This is a genomic window from Shinella lacus (assembly GCF_010994755.1).
GTDB lineage: Bacteria > Pseudomonadota > Alphaproteobacteria > Rhizobiales > Rhizobiaceae > Shinella > Shinella lacus.
Genome location: NZ_WHSB02000009.1, coordinates 199,854 through 223,282, shown reverse-complemented (window position 1 = coordinate 223,282; position 23,429 = coordinate 199,854). Strand labels below are relative to the sequence as shown.

19 protein-coding genes and 1 riboswitch are annotated in these 23,429 nt (G+C 66.2%); of the genes, 10 read left to right on the top strand and 9 right to left on the bottom strand.

Going from position 1 to position 23,429, the window contains the following annotated elements; all coding sequences use genetic code 11:
* Window positions 1-107 precede the first annotated feature (107 nt).
* The 5 genes from GB927_RS23090 to hglS all read right to left on the bottom strand — a co-directional run bounded on the left by GB927_RS23090 (window position 108) and on the right by hglS (window position 6,891).
* Complete coding sequence (locus GB927_RS23090) at window positions 108-1,130, bottom strand: MerR family transcriptional regulator (RefSeq protein ID WP_256119569.1); 1,023 nt, start codon at window positions 1,128-1,130, stop codon at window positions 108-110.
* Window positions 1,131-1,278: 148 nt separating this feature from the next.
* Window positions 1,279-2,511, bottom strand: a complete 1,233-nt coding sequence (locus tag GB927_RS23085) for a pyridoxal phosphate-dependent aminotransferase (protein ID WP_256119568.1) — start codon at window positions 2,509-2,511, stop codon at window positions 1,279-1,281.
* Between the two features lie 6 nt (window positions 2,512-2,517).
* Window positions 2,518-4,041, bottom strand: coding sequence for an L-piperidine-6-carboxylate dehydrogenase (gene amaB, locus GB927_RS23080; RefSeq protein ID WP_256119567.1), 1,524 nt, complete (start codon window positions 4,039-4,041; stop codon window positions 2,518-2,520).
* 22 nt (window positions 4,042-4,063) lie between these two features.
* Window positions 4,064-5,482: an FAD-binding oxidoreductase gene (locus tag GB927_RS23075; RefSeq protein ID WP_256119566.1), complete on the bottom strand. Its 1,419-nt coding sequence runs from the start codon at window positions 5,480-5,482 to the stop codon at window positions 4,064-4,066.
* A gap of 11 nt (window positions 5,483-5,493) precedes the next feature.
* Window positions 5,494-6,891, bottom strand: coding sequence for a 2-oxoadipate dioxygenase/decarboxylase HglS (gene hglS / locus GB927_RS23070; RefSeq protein ID WP_256119565.1), 1,398 nt, complete (start codon window positions 6,889-6,891; stop codon window positions 5,494-5,496).
* Between the two features lie 169 nt (window positions 6,892-7,060).
* On the opposite strand from hglS, the gene GB927_RS23065 reads away from it, so the two are divergent.
* Window positions 7,061-7,954, top strand: a complete 894-nt coding sequence (locus GB927_RS23065; protein ID WP_256119564.1) for a LysR family transcriptional regulator — start codon at window positions 7,061-7,063, stop codon at window positions 7,952-7,954.
* A 114-nt stretch (window positions 7,955-8,068) separates the two neighbouring features.
* A complete protein-coding gene (locus GB927_RS23060) occupies window positions 8,069-9,352 on the top strand; it encodes an NAD(P)/FAD-dependent oxidoreductase (protein ID WP_256119563.1) in 1,284 nt (427 codons plus the stop codon).
* Between the two features lie 53 nt (window positions 9,353-9,405).
* Here GB927_RS23060 and GB927_RS23055 read toward each other — a convergent pair whose 3' ends face one another.
* Window positions 9,406-10,605, bottom strand: a complete 1,200-nt coding sequence (locus GB927_RS23055) for an MFS transporter (RefSeq protein WP_256119562.1) — start codon at window positions 10,603-10,605, stop codon at window positions 9,406-9,408.
* Between the two features lie 110 nt (window positions 10,606-10,715).
* Between GB927_RS23055 and GB927_RS23050 the strand changes: the two genes are divergently transcribed.
* The 6 genes from GB927_RS23050 (at window position 10,716) to GB927_RS23025 (ending at window position 15,901) form a co-directional block, all read left to right on the top strand.
* Complete coding sequence (locus GB927_RS23050) at window positions 10,716-11,537, top strand: AraC family transcriptional regulator (RefSeq protein ID WP_256119561.1); 822 nt, start codon at window positions 10,716-10,718, stop codon at window positions 11,535-11,537.
* Between the two features lie 126 nt (window positions 11,538-11,663).
* Complete coding sequence (gene cobF / locus GB927_RS23045) at window positions 11,664-12,443, top strand: precorrin-6A synthase (deacetylating) (protein WP_256119560.1); 780 nt, start codon at window positions 11,664-11,666, stop codon at window positions 12,441-12,443.
* Window positions 12,440-13,771, top strand: coding sequence for a precorrin-3B synthase (cobG, locus tag GB927_RS23040; protein WP_256119559.1), 1,332 nt, complete (start codon window positions 12,440-12,442; stop codon window positions 13,769-13,771). Before cobF ends, cobG begins: the two co-directional genes overlap by 4 nt.
* On the top strand, window positions 13,768-14,400 hold the full coding sequence (locus tag GB927_RS23035; protein ID WP_256119558.1) for a precorrin-8X methylmutase: 633 nt from the start codon (window positions 13,768-13,770) through the stop codon (window positions 14,398-14,400). The genes cobG and GB927_RS23035 overlap by 4 nt, the downstream gene beginning before the upstream one ends.
* A 2-nt stretch (window positions 14,401-14,402) precedes the next feature.
* Window positions 14,403-15,140 (top strand): precorrin-2 C(20)-methyltransferase, encoded by a 738-nt coding sequence (locus GB927_RS23030; protein WP_256119557.1) that lies wholly within the window; start codon window positions 14,403-14,405, stop codon window positions 15,138-15,140.
* The gene (locus GB927_RS23025; RefSeq protein ID WP_256119556.1) at window positions 15,137-15,901 is read left to right on the top strand and encodes a precorrin-3B C(17)-methyltransferase; all 765 of its coding nucleotides are present in this window, start codon (window positions 15,137-15,139) and stop codon (window positions 15,899-15,901) included. The genes GB927_RS23030 and GB927_RS23025 overlap by 4 nt, the downstream gene beginning before the upstream one ends.
* Here the strand turns inward: GB927_RS23025 and GB927_RS23020 are convergent.
* Window positions 15,865-16,635, bottom strand: coding sequence for a cobalt-precorrin-6A reductase (locus GB927_RS23020; protein ID WP_256119555.1), 771 nt, complete (start codon window positions 16,633-16,635; stop codon window positions 15,865-15,867). The two genes, GB927_RS23025 and GB927_RS23020, sit on opposite strands and share 37 nt — an antisense overlap.
* Here GB927_RS23020 and cbiE point away from each other — a divergent pair.
* On the top strand, window positions 16,619-17,881 hold the full coding sequence (gene cbiE / locus GB927_RS23015; RefSeq protein WP_439655522.1) for a precorrin-6y C5,15-methyltransferase (decarboxylating) subunit CbiE: 1,263 nt from the start codon (window positions 16,619-16,621) through the stop codon (window positions 17,879-17,881). The genes GB927_RS23020 and cbiE overlap by 17 nt on opposite strands.
* 3 nt (window positions 17,882-17,884) lie before the next feature.
* On the top strand, window positions 17,885-18,646 hold the full coding sequence (gene cobM / locus GB927_RS23010) for a precorrin-4 C(11)-methyltransferase (RefSeq protein WP_256119553.1): 762 nt from the start codon (window positions 17,885-17,887) through the stop codon (window positions 18,644-18,646).
* On the opposite strand, the gene metH is transcribed toward cobM, so the two are convergent.
* Together metH and GB927_RS23000 are read right to left on the bottom strand one after the other, a co-directional pair.
* Window positions 18,647-22,438, bottom strand: coding sequence for a methionine synthase (metH, locus tag GB927_RS23005; protein ID WP_256119552.1), 3,792 nt, complete (start codon window positions 22,436-22,438; stop codon window positions 18,647-18,649). It lies immediately after the preceding gene.
* An 84-nt stretch (window positions 22,439-22,522) separates the two neighbouring features.
* Window positions 22,523-22,738: a hypothetical protein gene (locus GB927_RS23000; protein ID WP_256119551.1), complete on the bottom strand. Its 216-nt coding sequence runs from the start codon at window positions 22,736-22,738 to the stop codon at window positions 22,523-22,525.
* A gap of 81 nt (window positions 22,739-22,819) precedes the next feature.
* Window positions 22,820-23,036, bottom strand: a riboswitch (cobalamin riboswitch).
* Window positions 23,037-23,429: the final 393 nt, after the last annotated feature.

Genomic DNA, 23,429 nt, shown 5'->3' with positions numbered 1-23,429 from the left:
CCGGGGCGTTTTGTCATCTGCGGCATACTCCGCGGGGAAGAGAGACGCCCGGCAAGGGCGCGAACCATAAAAATGGGGCCTCACAAGAGGCCCTTTTTCTTTTGCGGTCAGGCGACATTCGGCCGCCAGGCGATGACGCCTTCCGTGCGCGATCGAACGGCGGGTGTTGCGAGGCAGGTGGCCACGGCCTCGTAGCCGCGTGCGCCGGCATGGGGCACGACGAGGAAGGGCACGTCGTGGTTGGCCGGGCAGAACAGGATGCTTTCATCGGCCGTCATATCGTCGAGATCGAGCATCGAGGACGACCGGGTGAGCAGGAAAAGCGGCGGTCCGTCAAAACGCCGGTTGCGCAGATGGGATCGTACCGCCTCCTGCGTGGCCTGATCCAGCCCCTGCTCGACCATGTCGATGACAAGCGTTGCGGTTCTGGCGGCCTCCAGGGTGACGAGCAGTGCCGTCAGGGCCGGTGACGCGGTCGCGCCCTCCTCGGCGAGCCAGAGGAGGATCGGTTCGAGTCGGGCTTTCAGCGCCGGCTCGGCCTCAAGCCGCGCCATCGCCGCCGCGCAGCCATTGTCCAGCCGATCGAGGCTGATGAAGGCGGCGTGCGGGATCGTTTCGGCCAGCGCATGCGCCAGCCGGGTCTTGCCGCTTCCGAGCGGGCCAGTGATGTAGGTGATCGGCTTGGGGTGCGGGAGCTCGAACCGCTCGCCGCCCCAGGGCCAGGGAAGATCCAGTGCAATCGTCGCCTTGGGCAGCAAGCCGGCGATCGTTATGGCGGGCGCTGTGCCGGCGGCAAGGCTTGCGCGCGTCGCCTGCACGGTCCTGACGGTTTCGGCGATCTGGTGAAGCTGGCGTTCCAAATGGGCCTGATGCGTTGCAAGCGCCAGGTCGAGGCTGTCGGCATCGCCCTTGAGGGCACGCTTGACCTGGGCGAGGCTGAGGCCGAGCTTCCGCAGGGCGACAATTTCGTCGGCCCGGGCCATTTCCTGTGGGCCATAGGCGCGCCAGCCGGCAGCGGTGCGCGGCGTCGCGAGCAGCCCGTGGCGCTCGTAGAGCCGCAGGGCCTTTGCCGATATGCCGAGCCGTCTTGCCGCCTCGGAGGGGGTCAGGTGGGGAGCGGAATTGCGCACGAATCACCTCGCTTGTCATGAACCGCCCTTCTATGGGGCCGGCCCCAGGGCCCGGGTCAAGGGAACGGGTCAAGCGGGATGGTTCGGCGCAAGGAAAAACCCGCCGCAGACGGGCTGCTGGCGGGTTTTTGTTTGCGTGGGTCGCGGCTCAGGCGAGCTTTGCGCAGGCGTCCGCGATGCGCTTCAGCGCTTCCGTCAGTTCCGCTTCCGACGTGGCGTAGGAGATGCGGAAGAAGGGGGAGAGGCCGAAGGCGGAGCCGGGGACGACGGCGACGTGGGCGTCTTCCAGGAGATAATCCGTGAAGTCGCTGTCGGCTTCGATGCGTTTGCCCTTGGGCGTCGTCTTGCCGATCACGCCGGCGCAGCCGGAGAAGGTATAGAAGGCGCCTTCCGGGGTGCGGCAGGCGAGGCCGGGGATGGCGTTCAGCGCCGAGACGACGAGGTCGCGGCGGTGCTTGAAGCTCGCCTGGCGGTCCTTCAGAAAATCCTGCGGGCCGTTCAGCGCTTCGACCGAGGCAGCCTGGCTGACGGAGGAGGGGCAGGAGGTCGCCTGGCTCTGGATCACGGCCATGGCCTTGATCAGCGCCTTCGGGCCGCCGGCATAGCCGATGCGCCAGCCGGTCATGGCATAGGCCTTCGAGACGCCGTTGATCGTCAGCGTGCGGCTCTTCAAGCGCGGTTCGATGGCGACGGGGGTGACGAATTTAAAGCCGTCATAGACGATGTGCTCGTACATGTCGTCGACCATCAGCCAGACATGCGGATGGCGGAGCAGCACGTCGAGCAGCGGGCGGTAGTCGGCCTCGCTGTAGGCGGCGCCCGAGGGGTTGGATGGCGAGTTCAGCAGCACCCAGCGGGTTTTGGGCGTGATCGCCTTTTCGAGCTGGTCGGCCTTCAGACGGAAGCCCGCTTCGGCATCGCAGGGGATCAGCACCGGCACGCCGCCGCAGATTTCCACAATGTCGGAATAGGAGGTCCAGTAGGGCGTCGGGATGATCACCTCGTCGCCCGGATTGATCGTCGCCATGAAGGCGTTGAACAGGATCTGCTTGGCGCCGGTCGCGACGGTGATTTCGTCGAGCGCGTAGTCGACGTTGTTTTCGCGCCGGAATTTTTCGGCGATCGCTGTCTTGAGGTCCGGCGTGCCGTCGAGCGCGGTGTATTTCGTCTCGCCGCGGTCGATGGCGGCCTTGGCGGCTTCCTTGACATTGTCCGGCGTGTCGAAATCGGGTTCGCCGGCGCCGAGGATGATGACCGGCAGGCCGTCCTTCTTCATGGCGCTCGCGCGGGCGCCGATCTGCAGGATCTTGGAGACTCCGATGGCGGCGATGCGCGAGGCGGGCGTAAAGCCCGCCTCCTCGGTTTTGGATTGGCTATCCATGGCTGCTTACTCGATATCGAAGGAGACGCCCTGGGCGAGCGGCAGGGCCTTCGAATAGTTCACCGTGTTGGTGGCGCGGCGCATATAGGCCTTCCAGGCGTCGGAGCCGGATTCGCGGCCGCCGCCGGTTTCCTTCTCGCCGCCGAAGGCGCCGCCGATTTCCGCACCCGACGTGCCGATGTTGACATTGGCGATGCCGCAATCCGAACCGTCGACCGAAAGGAAGCGCTCGGCTTCCTGGACGTTCAGCGTGAAGATCGACGAGGAGAGGCCGGCGGCGACCGCGTTATGGTCTTCCAGCGCCTTGTCGAAGTCGGAATATTTCATGACGTAGAGGATCGGCGCGAAGGTCTCTTCGAGAACCGGGCCGGCCTGCTTCGGCATTTCGACGATGGCGGGCTTCACGTAATAGGCCGTTTCCTTGCCGGCTTCGGTGACGCGTTCGCCGCCGGTGACGGAACCGCCTTCGGCCTTGGCGGCTGCGAGAGCCTTCTGCATGCCGTCGAAGGCCTGCTTGTCGACGAGCGGGCCGACCAACGCCGAGGTTTCCAGCGGGTTGCCGACGGAAACGCTGGTATAGGCCTTCTTCAGGCGCGGCACCAGCTGGTCGTAGACGCTGTCATGCACGAAGAGGCGGCGCAGCGTCGTGCAGCGCTGGCCGGCGGTGCCCATGGCGCCGAAGGCAATGGCGCGCAACGCCATGTCGAGATCGGCGGAGGGGCAGACGATGCCGGCATTGTTGCCGCCGAGTTCGAGGATCGAGCGGGCGAAACGCTTTGCGAGACGCGGGCCGACTTCCTTGCCCATGCGGGTGGAGCCGGTGGCCGAGACGAGCGCGACCTTGGTGTGGTCGACGAGGACTTCGCCGATGGCGCGGTCGCCGATGAGGACCTGGGAGAGGTTCGCCGGGGCTTCGCCGAAGCGGGCGAGCGCACGCTCGAAGATCGCCTGCGATGCAAGCGCGGTGAGCGGGGTCTTTTCAGAGGGCTTCCAGACGGTGGAATTGCCGGCGACGAGCGCCAGCGCGGTGTTCCACGACCAGACGGCGACCGGGAAGTTGAAAGCGGAGATGATGCCGACGACGCCGAGCGGGTGCCAGGTTTCCATCATGCGGTGGCCAGGGCGCTCGGTAGCGATCGTCAGGCCGTAGAGCTGGCGGGAGAGGCCGACGGCGAAATCGCAGATGTCGATCATTTCCTGAACTTCGCCGAGGCCTTCCGACGTGATCTTGCCGGCTTCGATGGAAACGAGGCGGCCGAGATCGGCCTTGGCGGCGCGCAGTTCCTCGCCGAGCAGGCGCACGAGCTCGCCACGCTTGGGGGCGGGCACGAGGCGCCATTCCTTGAAGGCGTCATGAGCGGCTTCGATCGCCTTGGCGGCGTCGCCGGCCGAGACGGTCTTCAGCCTGGCGATCTCCTCGCCGGTGACCGGGCTGTAGGAGGCCATGTCGCCGCCTTCCCAGGCGCTGCGCGGCACGCCGAGCTTGTCGAGAAGGGCGGCAGTTTCCTGTTTCACGTCGACTTTTGTCATGGGTATTCTCCCTGGTGTCTTATTAAAAGGTCATGGCGCCGAGCGGGCCCGGCGAGGTGATGGTCTTCAGCCCGGCCGCCAGCTTGCGCAGGTCGTCCGGGGTGTATTTGTCGTAGAAGGCCTGGTTCTTGCGGCCGATCGCGTGTTCCGCGCTGAAGCTGCCGCCGAACTGTTCGACCGCGACGGTGAAGACCCAGTCGCGCAGGTCCATCTCGAAATCGGGATCGGTGAGCCGCGCATCGTCCTTGGCGACGACGAGGTTGAAGTGCACGCCGCCATCGCCGATATGGCCGAAATCGCAGATCGTCACGTCCTCGAAGTGATCCGGCATCTCCGCCTTCATATGGGCAAGGAAGGGCATGATGTCACCCCGGCGGAAGGACAGATCGAAGGCGATCAATCGCCCGCTATGTTTCACGCCTTCCGACAGCGCATGGCGCAGCGCCCAGATCTCGTGCGGCGGGCCGACGAAGGCATCGGCGAGCGGCGCGTCCTCGCGCTCCCAGATGGCGGCGAGCACCTCTTCCAGCACGGCGTCGAGCGGCTGTTCGCCCTCGCGCGGGGGAGTGGAGCGGGAGATTTCGGCGAGGATGACGAAATCCGGCACGATGCCGCCCTGGAAGGGATTGCGCAGGGACGGCATATGGTCGAGCGCGGCGCGCACCGCATTACCGGACATGCCCTCGAAAGCGGAGAGGTAGCTGCCGAGCGCATCTTCCATGGCGACGAGCAGGGTTGCGACCTGTTCGTTCGAGGCGGGGACGAGCAGGGCGGTGGCGGACTGTTTTGGCGCGGGCTCCAAGTTCAGCACGCATTCGGTGACGATGCCGAAGGCGCCGGAGGTGCCGATGAAGAGCTGCTTCCAGTCGACGCCGGTGTTGTTCTTGCGCAGGCCGGAAGAGAGGTCGAGCACGGTGCCGGCTTCGTCGGCGAGCACGATCGTCAGGCCCAGCGTGTTGCGGCGCACGTCGCCGTAGCGCAGGAACCGCGAGCCGCCGGTGTTGGTCGCGATCATGCCGCCGAGGCGGGGGTCGGCGCCGAGGTCGATCGGGAAGAACAGGCCGCTTTCTTCCAGCTTGCCGTTGAGGTCGGAGAGGCGCAGGCCGGCGCCGGCCTTCACCGTGCGGTTCACGCGGTCGAGCGCGAAGGGGGCAGTGAGGCGGTCGAGGCTCAGCACGCCCTGGCCGCCGCTCGTGTCGGGCGTGGAGCCGGAGACGAGGCCGGTATTGCCGGATTGTGGGATGAGCGCGATGCCGTTTTTCACGCAATAGGAAACCGTGGCGGAAACTTCCTGCGTCGAGGCCGGGCGGGCGACGAAGGCGGCGCGGCCCTTGTCGTAGCGCGCGCCGGTCTCGTAGGCGGCCATGTCGCCGGGCGCGGTGAGAAGACCCTTCTCGCCGAGCAGGCTTTTCAACGTTTCGATATGGCGTGCCTCGACCATCTGCTTGTCCCTTACTCCGCAGCGGCCGCCATGTTGACGATGCCGAGGCACATTTCAAGCGAGGCGCGCTGGATGCCGGCATAGTGGGCGAATTCGTCGAGTACCGTCGCGCCCAGGTCGCGCTCGAACATCACCTGGTTGGGGCTTGCAACGAAATCCTGCGCCGCGTCGTCGCCGAGGTTCGACTGGAAAATGCCGGCGGCGCTGACCGGCAAAAAGTCTTCGTAGACGATCGGGTCGAAGCGGATGAGGCCGGCTTCGATGGCGGTTTCGAGATCGGCTCGGCGGCCGGAGACGTTTCTGCCCTTTTCGGTCAGCGAGTAGCTGAAATAGCCGAGGCCGGCCTTGCGGATGCCGTCCCAATCGTCCGGGAAAGCCTTGAAGACATCGGCAAGGGCTGCCTCGTATTCGGCTGCGTTGGAGCCATCGGCGGCTGGGCGCACGCGGGCGCGGGTGTCGTTCAAAAGTTTGTCGTAGAGGGCGCGGCCCTTCGGCGTCAGCGCTATGCCGCGCTGTTCGATCTCGCCGAAGCGGGCCGTGTGCGAACCCTTCTGCCAGCTGCCGTCGGCGCCGATGAAGGAGACGGCCTCTTCCAGCGCCTTGAACGAGGTCTGGCGCAGCAGGATCGGGCATGCGCGGGTGGGCGGGCCTTCGACGATGGCCTTGGGCGCGATGCCCTCTTCCGGCATGCGGGCCTGCACCTTGTCGATGTCGAGCGTGCGCGGCGTCAGGTGGTTGATATGCGGGCCCTTGAAGGAGACGACATCGGCGATGAGGCGGTGCGCATCGTGCAGGCGCTTGTACATGTCGGTGCTGACGATGGCGTGGTCGTGCCAGCGGAAGGTTTCGAGCACTTCGCTCACAAGGCGGGCGGCATCGGCGGCATCGAGGCCACCTTCATACTCCGCCCTTTCGACGAGCGCGACGGCTTCGTTGGTGAAGATTTTTCGCGCTGCAAGCACCTCGGCGGCCTCATGGCGCAGCGCTTCGTCGGCGATCAGATCGAGACGGAGCAGCGAGGTGAAGACGCGGAACGGGTTGCGGCTCAGGCTTTCCGCGCCGACCGGGCGGAAGGCGGTGGAGTGGACGGGAACGCCGGCCGTCGAGAGGTCATAATAGCCGACCGGATACATGCCCATGACGGCGAAGACGCGGCGCATCATGGACAGCTCTTCGCGCGTGCCGAGGCGGATGGCGCCGTGGCGCTCTTCGGAGATGCGGTCGAGCGAGTCGGTCGCTTCTAGGCGATCCTTCAGATGGGGATCGGCGGCGAGCGTTTCCGCGTTCACCGTGGCGACCAGGGACATCAGCGTGCCATAGGCCGGAACCTCGTCCCGGTACATGGCGGACATGGCGGCGGAGAAATCCGAGCGGATCTTGTCGGCGGAAACGTGCGAATTTGCTTTCATGGGAAGCGGTCTCATCTGTTTAAACGCAATTCCGGATGGAAAACCGTTTCACACTTTTCCTCGAATTGCTTTACAAGGGGGGAGGCCCTGTTCATTCTCAAAACGGATCATACCGGATCGTTTTCTTGAGCGATTGCGACCGTTCTGACTATGTTGATGCGAGGAAAGAATGAAGCTCAGTCGAAGGCTGATCCCGGACGTCACCACGCTGCAGGCGTTCGAATGCGCCGCGCGTCATGGCAGCTTCACGCAGGCCGCCCACGAGCTGAACCTTACCCAGAGCGCCGTCAGCCGGCAGATCAAGGACCTGGAGGAACAGCTCGGCGTGCTGCTGTTCGAGCGCGTGCGCCAGCGCGTCGTGCTGTCGGAGGACGGGCGACGCTTCCTGCCGGAGGTGCGCAAGCTCTTGCACCAGACGGAAGAGACCATGCTGCGCGCCATGGCGTCGGCCTCCTCCGAACACAGCCTCTCCATCGCGACGCTGCCGACCTTCGGCAGCCGCTGGCTGACACCGCGCATTCCGGCCTTCCTCGCCCAGCATCCCGGCACGATCGTCAACATCGCCTCGCGTTCCGCGCCGTTCGATTTCGACGAGGAGAATTTCGATCTCGCGATCCACTATGGCCAGCCGGTCTGGGCGCGGGCGGCCTGTTCCTATCTGTGCAGCGAGGTCATCCTGCCGGCGGCGAGCCCGGAGCTGCTGGAGTCCTGGAACCTTTCCGAGCCGAAGGACCTGGAGGCCGCGCCGCTGCTGCATCTCGCGACACGGCCGAAATTATGGGCGCAGTGGTTCGAGCTGAATGGCGGCGCGTCGGACACGGCCTATCGCGGCCACCGCTTCGACCAGTTCGCCATGGTGATCGAATCGGCCGTTGCAGGCCTCGGCTTCGCGCTGCTGCCGCGCTACCTCATCGAGCAGGAACTGGCGAGCGGCCGGCTCGCGGTGGTCTTCGACCGGCCGATGGAGACGCAGAACAGCTATTACCTCGTCCTGCCGGAGGGAAAACTGGAAAACCCGCTGAGCCAGGCTTTTCGCGCGTGGATTGCCAAGGAAGTTCCCTGAACGCGCGTGTCATGCGGGCGGGGCATGACCCCGTTCGCAATTTTTGCTTTAGTCCCGGTGCCGCATCGCCGATGGTGCGGCCAGAAAATTCTCCTCCGGAAAAGACAGACGCCCATGCTCAACGACCCGCGCTCCCATGGCCTTTGGGAGATGACCGCTCCGCCCGCACCCGAAACCGTCGCCTTTTCCGGAAAGGCGGAGGCGGATGTGGTGATCGTCGGCGGCGGTTACACCGGCTTTTCGACGGCGCTGCACCTGGCGGAGCGCGGCACGCGGGTCGTGCTGCTCGAAGGGGCGGAGATCGGTTATGGCGGCTCGGGGCGCAATGTCGGCCTCGTCAATGCCGGCATGTGGGTGATGCCGGACGAACTGCCCGGCGTGCTGGGCGAGCTGCATGGCGGCCGGCTGCTGGAGCTTCTCGGCAATGCGCCGCGCGCGGTGTTCGACCTCGTCGAGAAACACGGCATCGACTGCGAGATCAACCCGGTCGGCACGCTGCATTGCGCCGTCGGCCAGTCGGGCCTCGACGAACTGAAGCAGCGCGCCGAACAATGGGCGCGCCGTGGTGCGCCGGTGCGGCTGCTCGATGCGGCCGAGACGGCGGTGAAGGTCGGCACGGACGCCTATGCCGGCTCGCTGCTCGACCTGCGCGCCGGCACGATCCAGCCGCTCGCCTATGCGCGCGGCCTGGCACGGGCGGCGATTGCGGCCGGGGCACAGGTTTTCACCGCAAGTCCGGTGACGGGCGCGGAGCGGACGGGCAAGCGCTGGACGGTCAACACCGCGCGCGGCTCGGTGACGGCGGACTGGGTGGTCGTCGCCACCAACGCCTATACGGTGGCGCCGTGGAACGAGGTGCGCGCCGAACTGCTGCACCTGCCCTATTTCAACTTCGCCACGGTGCCGCTTTCGCCCGAGATGCAGGCGAAGATTTTGCCGGAAAAGCAGGGTGCATGGGATACGAAGGAGATCCTCTCCTCCTTCCGCTTCGACAAGCGCGGCCGGCTGGTGTTCGGCAGCGTCGGCGCCCTGCGCGGCACCGGCACCGGCATCCACAAGGCCTGGGCGCGGCGCGCGCTGAAAAAGCTGTTTCCGGAGATCGGCGACATTGCCTTCGAGGCGGAATGGTACGGCAAGATCGGCATGACCGCCGACAACCTGCCGCGCTTCCACCGCCTTGCCGAGAATGTCATCGGCTTTTCCGGCTATAACGGCCGCGGCATCGCGCCTGGCACCGTCTTCGGCCGCACGCTGGCGCAGCTCGTTTCCGGCGAGATCGCGGAAAAGGACCTGCCCCTGCCGGTGAGCGAACCGGAGGCGCAGTCTTTCCGCTCGGTGCGCGAGGGCTATTACGAGCTCGGCGCGCAGATCGCGCATTTTGCCGGGGCGCGGATCTGAGATTTTCCTGCAATGAAAAACGCCCGGTCTAAGCCGGGCGTTTTTTTTGTGTCTCAGTGCTTGCCGGGCAGGCGTGGCAGCAGGATCGTCAGGATGCCGAGCAGCGGCATGTAGGAGCAGATCTTGTAGATGAAGTTGATGCCGTGCGTGTCGGCGAAGCCGCCGAGCACGGCGGCGCCGAGGCCGCCTGCGCCGAAGGCGAAGCCGAAGAAGATGCCGGCGATCATGCCGACGCGGCCCGGCACCAGCTCCTGCGCGAAGACGACGATGGCGGAGAACGCCGAGGAGAAGATCAGGCCGATCAGCACCGTCAGCACGCCCGTCCAGAAGAGGTTGGCATAGGGCAGCAGCAGCGCGAAGGGGATGACGCCGAGGATCGAGAACCAGATGACGAAGCGCGTGCCGAAGCGGTCGCCGATCGGGCCGCCCATGAAGACGCCGACGGCCGACGCGCCGAGGAAGAGGAATAGCATGAGCTGGGCATCGCGCACGCCGAGGCCGAAATTCTCGATCGTGTAGAAGGTGAAGTAGCTGGAAAGGCTGGAGAGGTAGACGTTCTTCGTGGTCGTCAGCAGCACGAGCACGGCGAAGGCCCACATGACGCGGCCGCGCGCCAGCGGCAGTTCGCGGCTGACGGCCGGGCGGCCGGCGGCAAGCCGGCGTTCACCGGCATACCAGTTGCCGACCCAGGTGAGCAGGACCATGCCGACCAGTGCGACGGCGGAGAACCAGGCGACGCTCGTCTGGCCGAAGGGCAGCACGATGAAGGCGGCGAGCAGCGGGCCGATCGCCGTGCCGGCATTGCCGCCCACCTGGAACATCGACTGCGCGAGACCGTGGCGGCCGCCCGAGGCAAGGCGCGCGACTCGCGAGGATTCCGGATGGAAGATCGCCGAGCCGAGGCCGATCAGGCAGGCGCCGAAGACCAGCATGGGGAAGGAATGCGCATAGGCGAGCAGGATGAGGCCGACAAAGGTGCTTCCCATGCCGACCGGCAGCGAGAAGGGCATCGGCCAGCGGTCCGTGACGATGCCGACGGCCGGCTGCAGGAGCGAGGCCGTGACCTGGAAAGCCATGGTGAGCAGGCCGATCTGCACGAAGTCGAGCGCGTAGTTTTCTTTCAGGAGCGGATAGAGCGACGTCAGCAGCGACTGCATGATGTCGTTCAGCATGTGGCAGACGCTGACGGCGACGATGATGGAATAGGTGGTGCTGGCAGCGGCCCGGGGCGCTGCGGGAACGACAGTGGACATAATGGCCTCGAATGATCCGCCCGGTATGGCGTCTTTTGCCGCTCTCATACAAGGATTGCCTGCGGCCTGCTTTTGTGCTGAGGTCCATTTCTTACGCGAGTGGGCCAAAGATGGAAAAACTCACCCAGGAGCGCCTGCGGGCGCTCGACGACGATCACATCCGCACGCATTCGCAGATGGAACAGTCCAACGAGGATGTTCTCATCCGCAGTTCGGAGATTCCGGGCGGGTATGTCGTGCCGCCGCACCGCCACCGGCGCACGCAGTTTCTCTGCGTCTTTGCCGGCGTCGTGCTGGTCGGCACGGAGCGCGGCCGCTGGATGATCCCGCCCGGCCATGCCCTGCTCATTCCGCGCGGGCTGGAACATTCCGTCGAGATGTACAGCGATGTCAGCATGCGCTCGGTCTATATCTATTCGCCGGAAGGGCTGGCGGCCTCGCTGGAGCCGGCCGTGCTGGAGGTAACGGATCTTGCCCGCCAGCTTATCACCGAGGCGGTGCGGCAGGGGCCGGTTCCCGAAGAGCGCGGGCGGGCGGAACTGGTGATGGCGCTGCTGCTCGACGAGATCGGCCGCCTGCCGGAACGCCGGCTCGGCCTGCCCTTTCCGGCAAGCGGGCGGCTGGCCGAGCTTTGCCGCGATTTCGTCGAGCAGCCGTCGCCGACGGCGAAGATCGACGACTGGGCAAGACACCTCAACATGAGCCGGCGCACCTTCACGCGGTTCTTTCGCGAGGAGATGGGCGTGAGCTTCGTCACCTGGCGGCAACAGGCGTGTCTGTTCGCCTGCCTGCCGCGGCTTGCCGCCGGCGAGCCGGTGACGCGGGTGGCGCTCGACACGGGTTATGAAAGCGTGCCGGCCTTCACCACTATGTTCAAGCGCATGCTGGGCGCCTCGCCCCGCGCGTACCTCACGAGCCGCGCAGCGGCTTAGGTCTCAAAAAGACCGGCAAAGGACGCGTTTCGGGGACTGTTTTCCGCCGGCTTTTGGGATTAGGAAGGGGTGCGGGACCCAAATCGGGCCGCAAACCGGGAGCGGATGCCGCACGGGAGACGGAATTTGAGAAAACTACTGGTCATCGGGATCGGCGCGGGCAATCCCGAGCACATGACAGTTCAGGCGATCAATGCGCTGAACCGGGCGGATGTGCTCCTTATACCGACCAAAGGCGACGAGAAGGCCTTTCTCGCCGACGCGCGCCGCGAGATCTGCGACCGGTTCCTGACCAATCCTGCCTGCCGCATCCATGACTATGCCGTGCCGGTGCGCCGCGCCGACGGTTCCTATGAGGACGGCGTGCAGGACTGGCACCGCGCCATCGCTGCGGTCTACGAACGCACGCTCGTCAACGAGGTTGGCGAGGACGAGACACTCGGCCTGCTCGTCTGGGGCGATCCGATGCTCTACGACAGCACGCTGCGCATCGTTGAGCATGTCCGCGCCGCCGGCCGCGTCGCCTTCGAGACGGAGGTCATTCCCGGCATTACGAGCGTGCAGGCGCTGTGCGCCAGCCACGGCATCGCGCTGAACCGCATCGGCCTGCCGGTGCAAATCACCACTGGCCGCAGGCTTTCCGAAGGCTGGCCGGAGGGCACGCGCGACGCGCTGGTCATGCTGGATGGCGTGCAGGCCTTTCGCACGGTGGAGGATGCGGAGGCGGATATCTGGTGGGGCGCCTATCTCGGCACGCCGCACGAAATCCTGCTCTCCGGCAAGCTTGCCGAGATAGCGCAAACCATCAGCGACACCCGTCGCGATGCGCGTGAAAAACACGGCTGGATCATGGACACCTACCTGATCCGCCGCCCGGCGACCGAGAGCGAGGAGGGCGCGGCATGACGGCGACCCTCGCCCTTGAGCGCACCGCCCTCCGCCGCGGTGCCTGTCCGTCCATTGCGACGCCGATGCAGACAGGGGACGGCCTGCTGGTGCGCCTGCGGCCCGTCGCGACAGCGCTCACCGCGCAAGACCTGCATGCGCTTACCGATCTCGCGCGCGAACACGGCAACGGGCTGATCGAGATCACCGCCCGCGGCAATGTCCAGCTTCGGGGCCTGAGCGCGGATACGGTGCCGCGCCTCGCCGCGGGCCTTGCCGCCGCCGGCATCGTGCCGCAAACGGGTGTCGCGATCGAGGTGCCGCCGCTTGCGGGCATCGACCCATCTGAAATCGCCGATGCGACTCTGGTTGCCGAAGCGCTTCGTCGCGCCATCGTGGATGCGGGGCTCCGGCTTGCGCCGAAACTCGCCATTGTCGTCGATGGTGGTGGTCAGCTTAATCTTGCCGACATGGTTGCCGATATCCGGCTCGATGCCGTTGTGCAGCCGGAGGGATTTGCCTGGCGGCTCTCGGTGGGCGGAGACCGGACGACCGCGACGGCCGTGGCCCTGCTCTCTCGTGAAGCGGTCATCGATGGCACCATGACGGTGGTCAAGGCTCTTGCCGCTATCGGCCCTGCCGCGCGGGGCCGTGATCTTGACCCGGAGGCGCTGGATGCGGGTCAGGTGCCGCTTGCTCTTCCCGCCGCATCGTCGCGGCATCCGCTCGGCCTTCACGACATCGGTGGCGAAACCGTGCTCGGCCTTGCGCCCGCCTATGGCCAGATGCATGCAGACCATCTGGCTGCCCTTCTGGACGGGCTTTCCGCCTGCGGTGCCGTCGAATTCCGCCTTGCACCCCACCGCACACTTCTGGTCCGCGGCCTCTCCGAGGCGACGCTTGCCGCTGCGCGGGCGCATGCGGATCGCGAAGGGTTCTGGAGCTCGGCCGATGCGCCGGGGCGCGCGATCTCGATCTGCGCCGGGGCCGCCGGCTGCGCTTCCGGCACCTTCGACACCCATGCGGCGGCCGACGCTATGGTGGCCCATGCGGGTGCCCTGCTGGATGGTTCCGTCGACGTGCACATTTCCGGCTGCGCGAAGGGCTGCGCCCATCCGGCCGTCGCCGCCGTCACGCTTTGCGGCACGGTAACCGGCATCGGTCTCGTCGCGCATGGCCGGGCTGGCGACATGCCCGCGGCAACGGTTTCGCCCGATACGCTGGAGTCTGCCATCCAGCGTATCGGCACCCTCCTGCGCGCGCGCCGCGCGGAAAACGAGACGGCCAAGAGCCTGCTCGACCGCACCGCGCCCGCGACCCTCGCTTCCGCATATCAAGGCCTCACATGACCGAGTACGACTACATCAAGGATGGCAACGCCATCTATGAAAAATCCTTCGCCATCATCCGTGCGGAGGCCGATTTGTCGCGCTTCTCCGAGGCGGAAGCCGATGTGGCGGTGCGCATGATCCATGCCGCCGGCTTGGTCGAGGCGGCACCGCATTTCGTCTTCTCGCCGGATTTCGTCGCCTCCGCACGCGCAGCCCTTCAGGCCGGCGCGCCGATCTTCTGCGATGCCGAAATGGTCGCGCGCGGCGTGACGGCGGCGCGTTTGCCGGCGAACAATGACGTCATCTGCACGCTGCGCGATCCGCGCACGCCAGAACTTGCCGCGGAAAGCGGCAACACACGCTCGGCGGCCGCCATCCGGCTCTGGCTCGATCGCATGGCGGGCTCCGTGGTGGCGATCGGCAATGCGCCGACGGCGCTGTTCTACCTGCTCGAACTGCTGCGCGACGGCGCGCCGAAACCGGCTGCGATCCTCGGCATGCCGGTCGGTTTCGTGGGGGCTGCGGAATCCAAGGATGCGCTGGCGGAAAATTCCTATGGCGTGCCCTATGCCATCGTGCGCGGCCGCCTCGGCGGCAGCGCCATGACAGCGGCCGCCCTCAATTCGCTGGCGAGGCCGGGACTATGAACATGGTGGCGACGGTGACGGGACGACTTTTTGGCGTGGGCACGGGGCCGGGCGATCCGGAACTGCTGACATTGAAGGCGGTGCGGGCGATCGGCGAGGCGGATGTGCTCGCCTATTTCGCCAAGGCCGGCCGCACGGGCAATGGGCGGGCGATCGTCGAGGGGCTGTTGAAGCCCGGCATGGTGGAGCTGCCGCTCTACTATCCGGTGACGACCGAAATTCACAAGGACCACGACGACTACAAGAGCCAGATCACGGCCTTCTACGATGCCTCCGCGGCGGCGGTCTCCGAGCATCTCGCAGCCGGGCGAACGGTGGCGATCCTGTCGGAAGGCGACCCGATGTTCTATGGCTCCTACATGCACCTGCATGTGCGGCTTGCCGATCGGTTTCCGACAGAGGTCATCCCCGGCATCACGGCGATGTCCGGCTGCTGGTCGCTTTCGGGCCTGCCGATCGTGCAGGGCGATGACGTGCTGTCCGTGCTGCCGGGCACGATGGGCGAGGAGGAGCTGTCGCGCCGGCTCGTCGATACCGAGGCCGCCGTCATCATGAAGGTCGGCCGCAACCTTCCGAAAATCCGCCGGGCGCTGTCGAATGCCGGCCGGCTCGGCGAGGCCGTCTATGTCGAGCGCGGCACCACGCCGGTGGGCAAATCCATGCGGCTTTCGGAAAAGCTCGACGATACGGCGCCCTATTTTTCGCTGGTGCTCGTGCCGGGCTGGAGCGGGCGCGAATGACCGGAAAACTCTTCGTCATCGGCACCGGCCCGGGCAATCCGGACCAGATGACGCCGGAAGCCCTGCGCGCCGTCGAGGCTTCGACGGAATTCTTCGGCTACTTCCCCTATATCGACCGGCTCAATCTTCGGCCGGACCAGATCAAGGTCGCCTCCGACAACCGCGAGGAGCTGAACCGCGCGCAGGCAGCACTTGAGCGGGCGGCGGCGGGGGGCAATGTCTGCGTCGTCTCGGGCGGCGATCCCGGTGTTTTTGCGATGGCGGCGGCGGTCTGCGAGGCGATCGATGCCGGGCCGGAGACGTGGAAGACGGTCGATCTCGTCGTCGTGCCGGGCGTTACGGCCATGCTGGCGGTCGCAGCCCGCATTGGCGCGCCGCTTGGCCATGATTTCTGCGCGATCTCGCTTTCCGACAATCTGAAACCCTGGGAGATCATCGAGAAGCGGTTGCGGATGGTGTCGGAAGCCGGCCTCGTTATCGCGCTCTACAATCCGATCAGCAAGGCGAGGCCCTGGCAGCTCGGCCGGGCCTTTGAAATCCTGCGCGAGGTGCTGCCGGCGGAAACGCCGGTGATCTTCGGCCGCGCCGCGGGCCGGCCGGATGAGCGAATGCTGGTCATGCCGATCGGCGAGGCGGAGGCGGAGCGCGCCGACATGGCGACCTGCGTGGTCATCGGCTCGCCGGAAACGCGGGTCATTGCGCGGCCCTCGCTGCCGGCTCTCGTCTATACGCCGCGGTTCCTGAAGGATGCCAGCAGATGATCGGCGAGCCGCAGCGCGTCCTCGACCGTTTCGGCACGGTGGCCTTTGCCGTCTTCGGCTCGATCGACGAGCACGACGGGCAGGCCGAGAATGCGCGCGGCGACGATCTTGCCATGGGTGGCGTCGCCGCCGGAATTCTTGCTGACGATCACGTCGATGCGGTGGTCTCGCAGAAGCGCAACCTCCGCCTCCACGGCGAAGGGGCCGCGGGCGAGCAGGTATTCGACATGTGGCGCGTCCAGCGGCGGATCGACCGGATCGACGCTGCGCACGAGATAATGGTGCTGCGGGGCGGCATCGAAGGTTTTGGCCTCCTGCCGGCCGATCGCCAGCAGCACGCGGCGCGGTTCGTCACCCACGGCCGCCACGGCCGCATCGGTCGAGGGGACGCGGGTCCAGCGGTCGCCTTCGGTCTCGTCCCAGCCGAGGCGTTCCAGCCGCAGCAGCGGCACGCCGGTCGTGTGGCTCGCCGCGTGGGCATTGGCGGAAATCTGCCGGGCGAAGGGATGCGTGGCGTCGATCAGGAGGTCGATGGCCTCATCGTCGAGATAGGCGGCAAGTCCCTCGACGCCGCCGAAACCGCCGCTGCGCACGGGCACGGGCTGCGGGGCGGGATCGAGCGTGCGGCCGGCGAGCGACAGCGTGACGGCAAGGTCGGGTCTTCCGGCAAGCCGGCTTGCGAGATCGCGGGCCTCGGTCGTGCCGCCCAATATGAGGATGCGTCGCTTGTCCACGCCTGATCAGTCCCTTTCGGCCGCCCCGTGGCTTTCCATCGTCGGGATCGGCGAGGATGGTCTAGCGGGTCTGGGTGACGAGGCCAAGACTGCGATCGGTGCGGCCGAGATCGTTTTCGGCGGCGCGCGGCATCTGGAGCTTGCCGATGCGGCGATCCGCGGGGAGCGGCAGGTGTGGCTCAGCCCGTTCGAGCGCTCCGTCGAGGCGGTGCTTGCCGCTCGGGGCCGGCCCATCGTCGTGCTCGCGTCCGGTGATCCGTTCTTCTACGGCGTCGGCGTTACGCTGTCCCGGCGTATTGCGCGGGCGGAGATGCGCGTTTTCCCCGCACCCTCGGCCTTCAGCCTTGCGGCATCGCGTCTGGGCTGGGCCTTGCAGGAGACGGTCTGCGTCTCGCTGCATGGCCGGCCGATCGATCTCATTCGCCCGCATCTGCATCCCGGTAGCCGGATTCTGGCGCTGACCTCGGACAGCGACGGGCCGGCGGCGCTGGCTGGCCTGCTGGCGGAAAGCGGTTTTGGCGGCTCGACGATGACCGTTCTCGAAGCGCTCGGTGGTGCGCGGGAGCGGGTGAGCAGCCATCGGGGGGACCGGTTTGCCCTCGTGGGTGCGGATATGCTGAATGTCTGTGCGGTCGAGGTCGCGGCCGGGGCTGACGCGCGGGTGCTGGCCTTTACGCCGGGGCTCGACGAGGGGCTTTTCGAGCATGACGGCCAGATCACCAAGCATGAGGTGCGGGCGCTGACGCTCTCCGCCCTTGCGCCGAAGCGTGGGGAACTGCTGTGGGATATCGGTGCCGGTTCGGGCTCGATCGGTATTGAGTGGATGCTGGCAGATCCGTCGCTGCGCGCCATTGCGATCGAGGGTCATGCGGAGCGTGCCGCCCGCATCCGGCGGAATGCGCAGAATTTTGGTGTGCCGGGCCTGTCGGTCGTCGAGGGGGTGGCGCCGGGGGCGCTTGCCGGATTGGCGGCGCCGGATGCCGTCTTCATCGGCGGCGGCGGCAGCGAGGCTGGGGTGATGGAGGCGGCGCTGGCTGGGGTGAAACCCGGCGGCCGGCTCGTTGCCAATGCGGTGACGACGGAGATGGAGGCGGTGCTTCTTGCGCATCACGCGCGGCTCGGCGGCTCGTTGATCCGCATCGATATCGCGCGGGCATCGCCCGTAGGAACCATGACGGGTTGGCGGCCGGCCATGCCGGTCACGCAATGGCGCTGGGTGAAGCCGGCTAAACATATTGAGGATTGAGACATGACCGTCCATTTCATCGGCGCCGGACCGGGTGCCGCCGATCTCATCACTGTGCGCGGGCGCGACCTTATCGGCAAATGCCCGGTCTGCCTCTATGCCGGCTCGATCGTCTCGCCGGAGCTTTTGCAATATTGCCCGCCCGGTGCGCGCATCGTCGATACGGCGCCGCTCTCGCTCGACGAGATCGAGGCGGAGTTTTTGCGCGCGGCGGAGGCGGGGGAGGATGTGGCGCGGCTGCATTCCGGCGATCTTTCCGTCTGGAGCGCCGTCGCCGAGCAGATCCGGCGGCTGGAAAAGCATGGGCTGACCTACACGATGACGCCGGGCGTGCCCTCCTTTGCGGCGGCGGCGGCGGCGCTTGGCCGGGAACTCACCATTCCCGCGGTGGCGCAGAGCCTGGTGCTCACCCGCGTTTCCGGCCGCGCCTCGCCCATGCCGAACCGCGAGACGCTGGAAAATTTCGGCGCGACGGGGGCGACGCTTGCCATTCATCTGGCGATCCATGCGCTGGACAAGGTCGTCGAGGACCTGACGCCGCTCTATGGCGCGGATTGCCCGGTGGCGATCGTCGTCAAGGCGTCGTGGCCGGACGAGCGCGTGGTGCGCGGCACGCTCTCGGACATTGCGGCGAAGGTTGCCGAGGAGCCGATCGAGCGCACGGCGCTGATCTTCGTCGGCCGCACGCTCGCGGCGGCGGATTTTCGCGAGAGCTCGCTCTACGATCCCGCCTACCAGCGCCGTTTCCGCGGCCGGGGCGAGTGATTATTCGGCGGCGGCCATCGACGGTGCGGGCACGTAGTTGAGCACCGGGCCGAGCCAGCGCTCGACCTCCATCACGGACATGCCCTTGCGCCGCGCATAATCCTCCACCTGGTCGCGCTCCACTTTGGCGACGCCGAAATAGTAGCTCTCGGGCGAGGCGATGTAGAGGCCGGAGACGGAGGAGCCGGGCCACATGGCGAAGCTTTCCGTCAGCGTCACGCCGATTTCCTTCTCCGCATCGAGCAGGCGGAAGAGCGCCGTCTTTTCGGTGTGGTCGGGCTGGGCGGGGTAGCCGGGTGCGGGGCGGATGCCGGCATAGGGCTCGCCGATGAGGTCGGTGGGGGCGAAGGTCTCGTCTGGCGCGTAGCCCCAGAGTTCCTTGCGCACCACTTCGTGCATGCGCTCGGCGAAGGCTTCGGCGAAACGGTCGGCGAGCGCTTTGACGAGGATCGAGTTGTAGTCGTCGTTCGCCCGCTCGAAACGTTCCGCGATGGCGATCTCGCCGATGCCGGCGGTGACGACGAAGCCGCCGAGATAATCCTGTTTGCCGCTGTCAACCGGGGCGACGAAGTCGGAGAGCGCGACGTTCGGGCGGCCGTCGCGCTTGGAAAGCTGCTGGCGGAGCGTGAAGAAGGTGGCGAGTTCCTTGTTGCGCGCTTCGTCGGTGAAGAGGCGGATGTCGTCGCCCACGCTGTTTGCCGACCAGAAGCCGATGACGGCTTTCGGCGTGAACCATTTTTCGGCGATGATCTTTTCGAGCATTGCCTGCGCATCGGCGAAGAGCTGGCGGGCCGCCGGTCCCTGCTTTTCGTCGTCGAGGATTTTCGGGTAGACGCCCTTCAGCTCCCAGGTCTGGAAGAAGGGGGTCCAGTCGATATAGCGGGCGAGGTCGGCGAGGTCCCAGTCCTGCCAGACGCGGGTGCCGAGGAAGGACGGCGTCTTCGGCTGGTAGGCGGACCAGTCGGCCTTGAAGGCGTTGTCTCGGGCCTTGCCGATCGGCAGGCGCTGCTTTTCCGCTTCGCTGCGGGCGTGCGCGTCGGCGACCTTGCGGTATTCCGCCTTCAGCGTCTCGACGTAGCCGGGCTTCATGTCGGCCGACAGCAGGCTGCCGACCACGCCGACGGCGCGGCTGGCATCGGTGACGTAGACGGTCTGGCCGCGGTCGTAGCGCGGGTGGATCTTGACGGCGGTGTGCACGCGGCTCGTCGTGGCGCCGCCGATGAGGAGGGGGATGTCGAAGCCTTCGCGTTCCATTTCGGTGGCGACATGCACCATCTCGTCGAGCGATGGGGTGATGAGGCCGGACAGGCCGATGATGTCGACTTTTTCGGCCTTCGCCGTCTCAAGAATCTTCGTTGCCGGCACCATGACGCCGAGGTCGATGATCTCGTAATTGTTGCAGGCGAGCACGACGCCGACGATGTTCTTGCCGATATCGTGCACGTCGCCCTTGACGGTCGCCATCAGGATCTTGCCCGCACTCTGGCGTTCGCCGCTGCCGCCGTTCGCGCGCTTTTCGGCCTCCATGTAGGGCAGCAGCACGGCGACGGCCTGTTTCATCACGCGGGCGGATTTCACCACCTGCGGCAAAAACATCTTACCCGCGCCAAAAAGGTCGCCAACGACGTTCATGCCGGCCATCAGCGGGCCTTCGATGACGTGAAGCGGGCGCTCGGCGTTCTGGCGGGCTTCCTCCGTGTCGGCCTCGACGAATTCGGTGATGCCGTTGACCAGCGCGTGCTCCAGCCGCTTTTCGACGCCCCAGTCGCGCCAGGCGAGGTCGCGCTCCTTGGCTTCCTTGCCGGCCGCACCCTTGAAGCGTTCGGCGATCTCCAGCAGGCGTTCGGTGGCGGTGCCGCCGCCCTTGGGCGCGCGGTTCAGCACCACGTCCTCGCAGGCTTCGCGCAGGTCCGGTTCGATCGTGTCGTAGACGGCGAGCTGGCCGGCGTTCACGATGCCCATGTCCATGCCCGCCTGGATGGCGTGGTAGAGGAAGACGGCGTGCATGGCTTCGCGCACCGGCTCGTTGCCGCGGAAGGAGAAGGAAAGGTTGGAGACGCCACCGGAAATGTGGACATGCGGCAGGGTGGAGGTGATTTCGCCGGTCGCCTCGATGAAGTCGACGCCGTAATTGTCGTGTTCCTCGATGCCGGTGGCCACCGCAAAGATGTTCGGATCGAAGACGATGTCTTCCGGCGCGAGGCCGGCGACTTCGGTGAGCAGCTTGTAGGCGCGGGTGCAGATATCCACCTTGCGCGCCTTCGTGTCGGCCTGGCCGGTCTCGTCGAAGGCCATGACGACGACGGCGGCGCCATAGGCGCGCACCAGTTTCGCATGGTGCAGGAAAGCCTCTTCGCCTTCCTTCAACGAGATCGAGTTGACCAGCGGCTTGCCCTGCACGCATTTCAGGCCGGCCTCGATCACCTCCCATTTCGAACTGTCGATCATCAGGGGAACGCGGGCGATATCCGGCTCGGCGGCGATGAGGTTGACATATTCCGTCATGGCCCGGGCGGAATCGATCAGGCCCTCGTCCATGTTGATGTCGATGATCTGCGCGCCATTCGCCACCTGGTCGCGCGCGACGTCGAGGGCGGCGGCATAGTCGCCGGCGGTGATCAGCTTGCGGAATTTCGCCGAGCCCGTGACGTTGGTGCGCTCGCCGACATTCACGAAGGGAATGGCGTCGGTCAGCGTGAAAGGTTCGAGACCGGACAGGCGCATATGGCGCGGGATGTCCGGGATTTCGCGGGGCGCATGGCGCGAAGCGGCCGCGGCGATGGCGCGGATATGGTCCGGCGTCGAGCCGCAGCAGCCGCCGACGATGTTGACCAAGCCATCGCGCATAAAACCTTCGATCTGGGCGGCCATCTCGTCCGGCGTCTCGTCATACTGGCCGAAGGCGTTCGGCAGGCCGGCATTGGGATAGGCGCAGACGAAGGTTTGCGCGACCGAGGAGATTTCGGCGAGGTGGGCGCGCATGGCGTTGGCGCCGAGCGCGCAGTTGAGGCCGATGGAGAAGGGATCGGCGTGGCGCACCGAGTTCCAGAAGGCTTCTGGCGTCTGGCCGGACAGCGTGCGGCCGGAGAGGTCGGTGATGGTGCCGGAGATCATGACCGGCAGGTGGATGTCCTTTTCCTCGAAGACTTCGCGGGTGGCGAAGATCGCGGCCTTGGCGTTCAGCGTGTCGAAGATCGTCTCGATCAGGATGATATCGGCGCCGCCGTCGATGAGGCCGCGGACCTGCTCGGCATAGGCGGTGCGCAGGTCGTCGAAGGTGACGGCGCGGTAGCCGGGATTGTTGACGTCCGGCGAAATGGAGGCGGTGCGGTTCGTCGGGCCGAGCGCGCCGGCGACGAAGCGGCGGCGGCCGTCCTTTTCCTGCGCGCGCAGGCCGGCGCGGCGTGCAAGGCGCGCGCCGTCGCGGTTCAGTTCATAGACCATGTCCTCCATGCCGTAATCGGCCTGGGCGATGGTGGTGGAGGAGAAGGTGTTGGTTTCGAGGATATCGGCGCCGGCGAGCGCGTAGCGATAGTGGATGTCCTCGATCGCGCCGGGCTGGGTCAGCGTCAGCAGGTCGTTGTTGCCCTGCTGGTGGCAGGCGCAGTCGCCGAAGCGGTCGCCGCGAAAATCGTCTTCCACCAGCTTCAGCGTCTGGATTTCCGTGCCCATGGCGCCGTCGAGCACCAGGATGCGCTCGCGGGCGGCAGCCTGCAGGGCGGCGAGGACCTCGCTTCCGTCGCGGCGTGGCAGTTCGGGGCCGAACAGGGTGTCCAGGTGCGAATTGGCCATGGCAAAGCCCTCCGGTGTCATCATACTACACCGGAGATCACATAAAGATATCTTTATGTCAATATGTCTTTATGCGTTAAGCCGTCAGTGCACCGCCCCGCGCGCGCCGGCAAGCGAGGCGAACAGCGCCCTCAGACGCACGATATCGGGATCGATGCCCTCGTAGCGCGCGAGCTTGCGCACTTCCTTCAGCGCTTCGACGGCAAGATCGGCGCCGCGCGGTTGCCAGAGCAGCCAGGAGATGAAGATGAATTCCGGCTTTCCGGTGCCGGAGAGGCCGTGGTCGGTATTGGCAAGCATTGTTTCCCCAATCGGTGAATTGGGGGATGACCGGACGCACGCATGCGGGAGCAGGCGCACCCTTGGGACACCCCGCCCATGGACGTTACAGCTGTCAGGGCAGGTCTCCTGGCTTGCGGGTCGTCGCTCCTGTCTCGCCTTCCCGGTGTAAAAACCAGTGGCATCCTTCGACAGAAACTCGCCGTTCACAGTTGCGGGGGCAGCGCCGGTCTTGATGCTCGATCTGGAGCATCGCACCGGCTTCCCTCTTAGCCTCCGAGCCGTTTCGACTCGGAAGACCCTGACGGCGCCAAGCTGGCGTGGCGGCGCCGCCGAGTCAATGGCGGGATCGGGCTTCGCACGAGGTCCGGAACTTTTCCCCATGTCATGCATTTGGCATCCGCCTGTCCTATGCGCTCGTGCGGCCCCATCCGGGTCGTGCGATTCACCAAAACCACAAATGAGGGTCGATGCTGCGCCATCCGGTCATGTTGACATGTTGCAAGTCTCTGTCCTTGCGGCTAAAAAATGCCGTTTTCATGCACCACGCGGCCAGGATGCCAAGCAGCGTGTCGCCTGAGCCATGTCCATTCCATTCGCGCCATCCGGGCGCCGTATGGTCTCATGGCTGATCGCGGCACCGAGATGAAGCCTGCCCGCAACAAACCGTTCGGCGCAAAGGCCGTTGCCGGATGGTTCCATATGGCCGGAT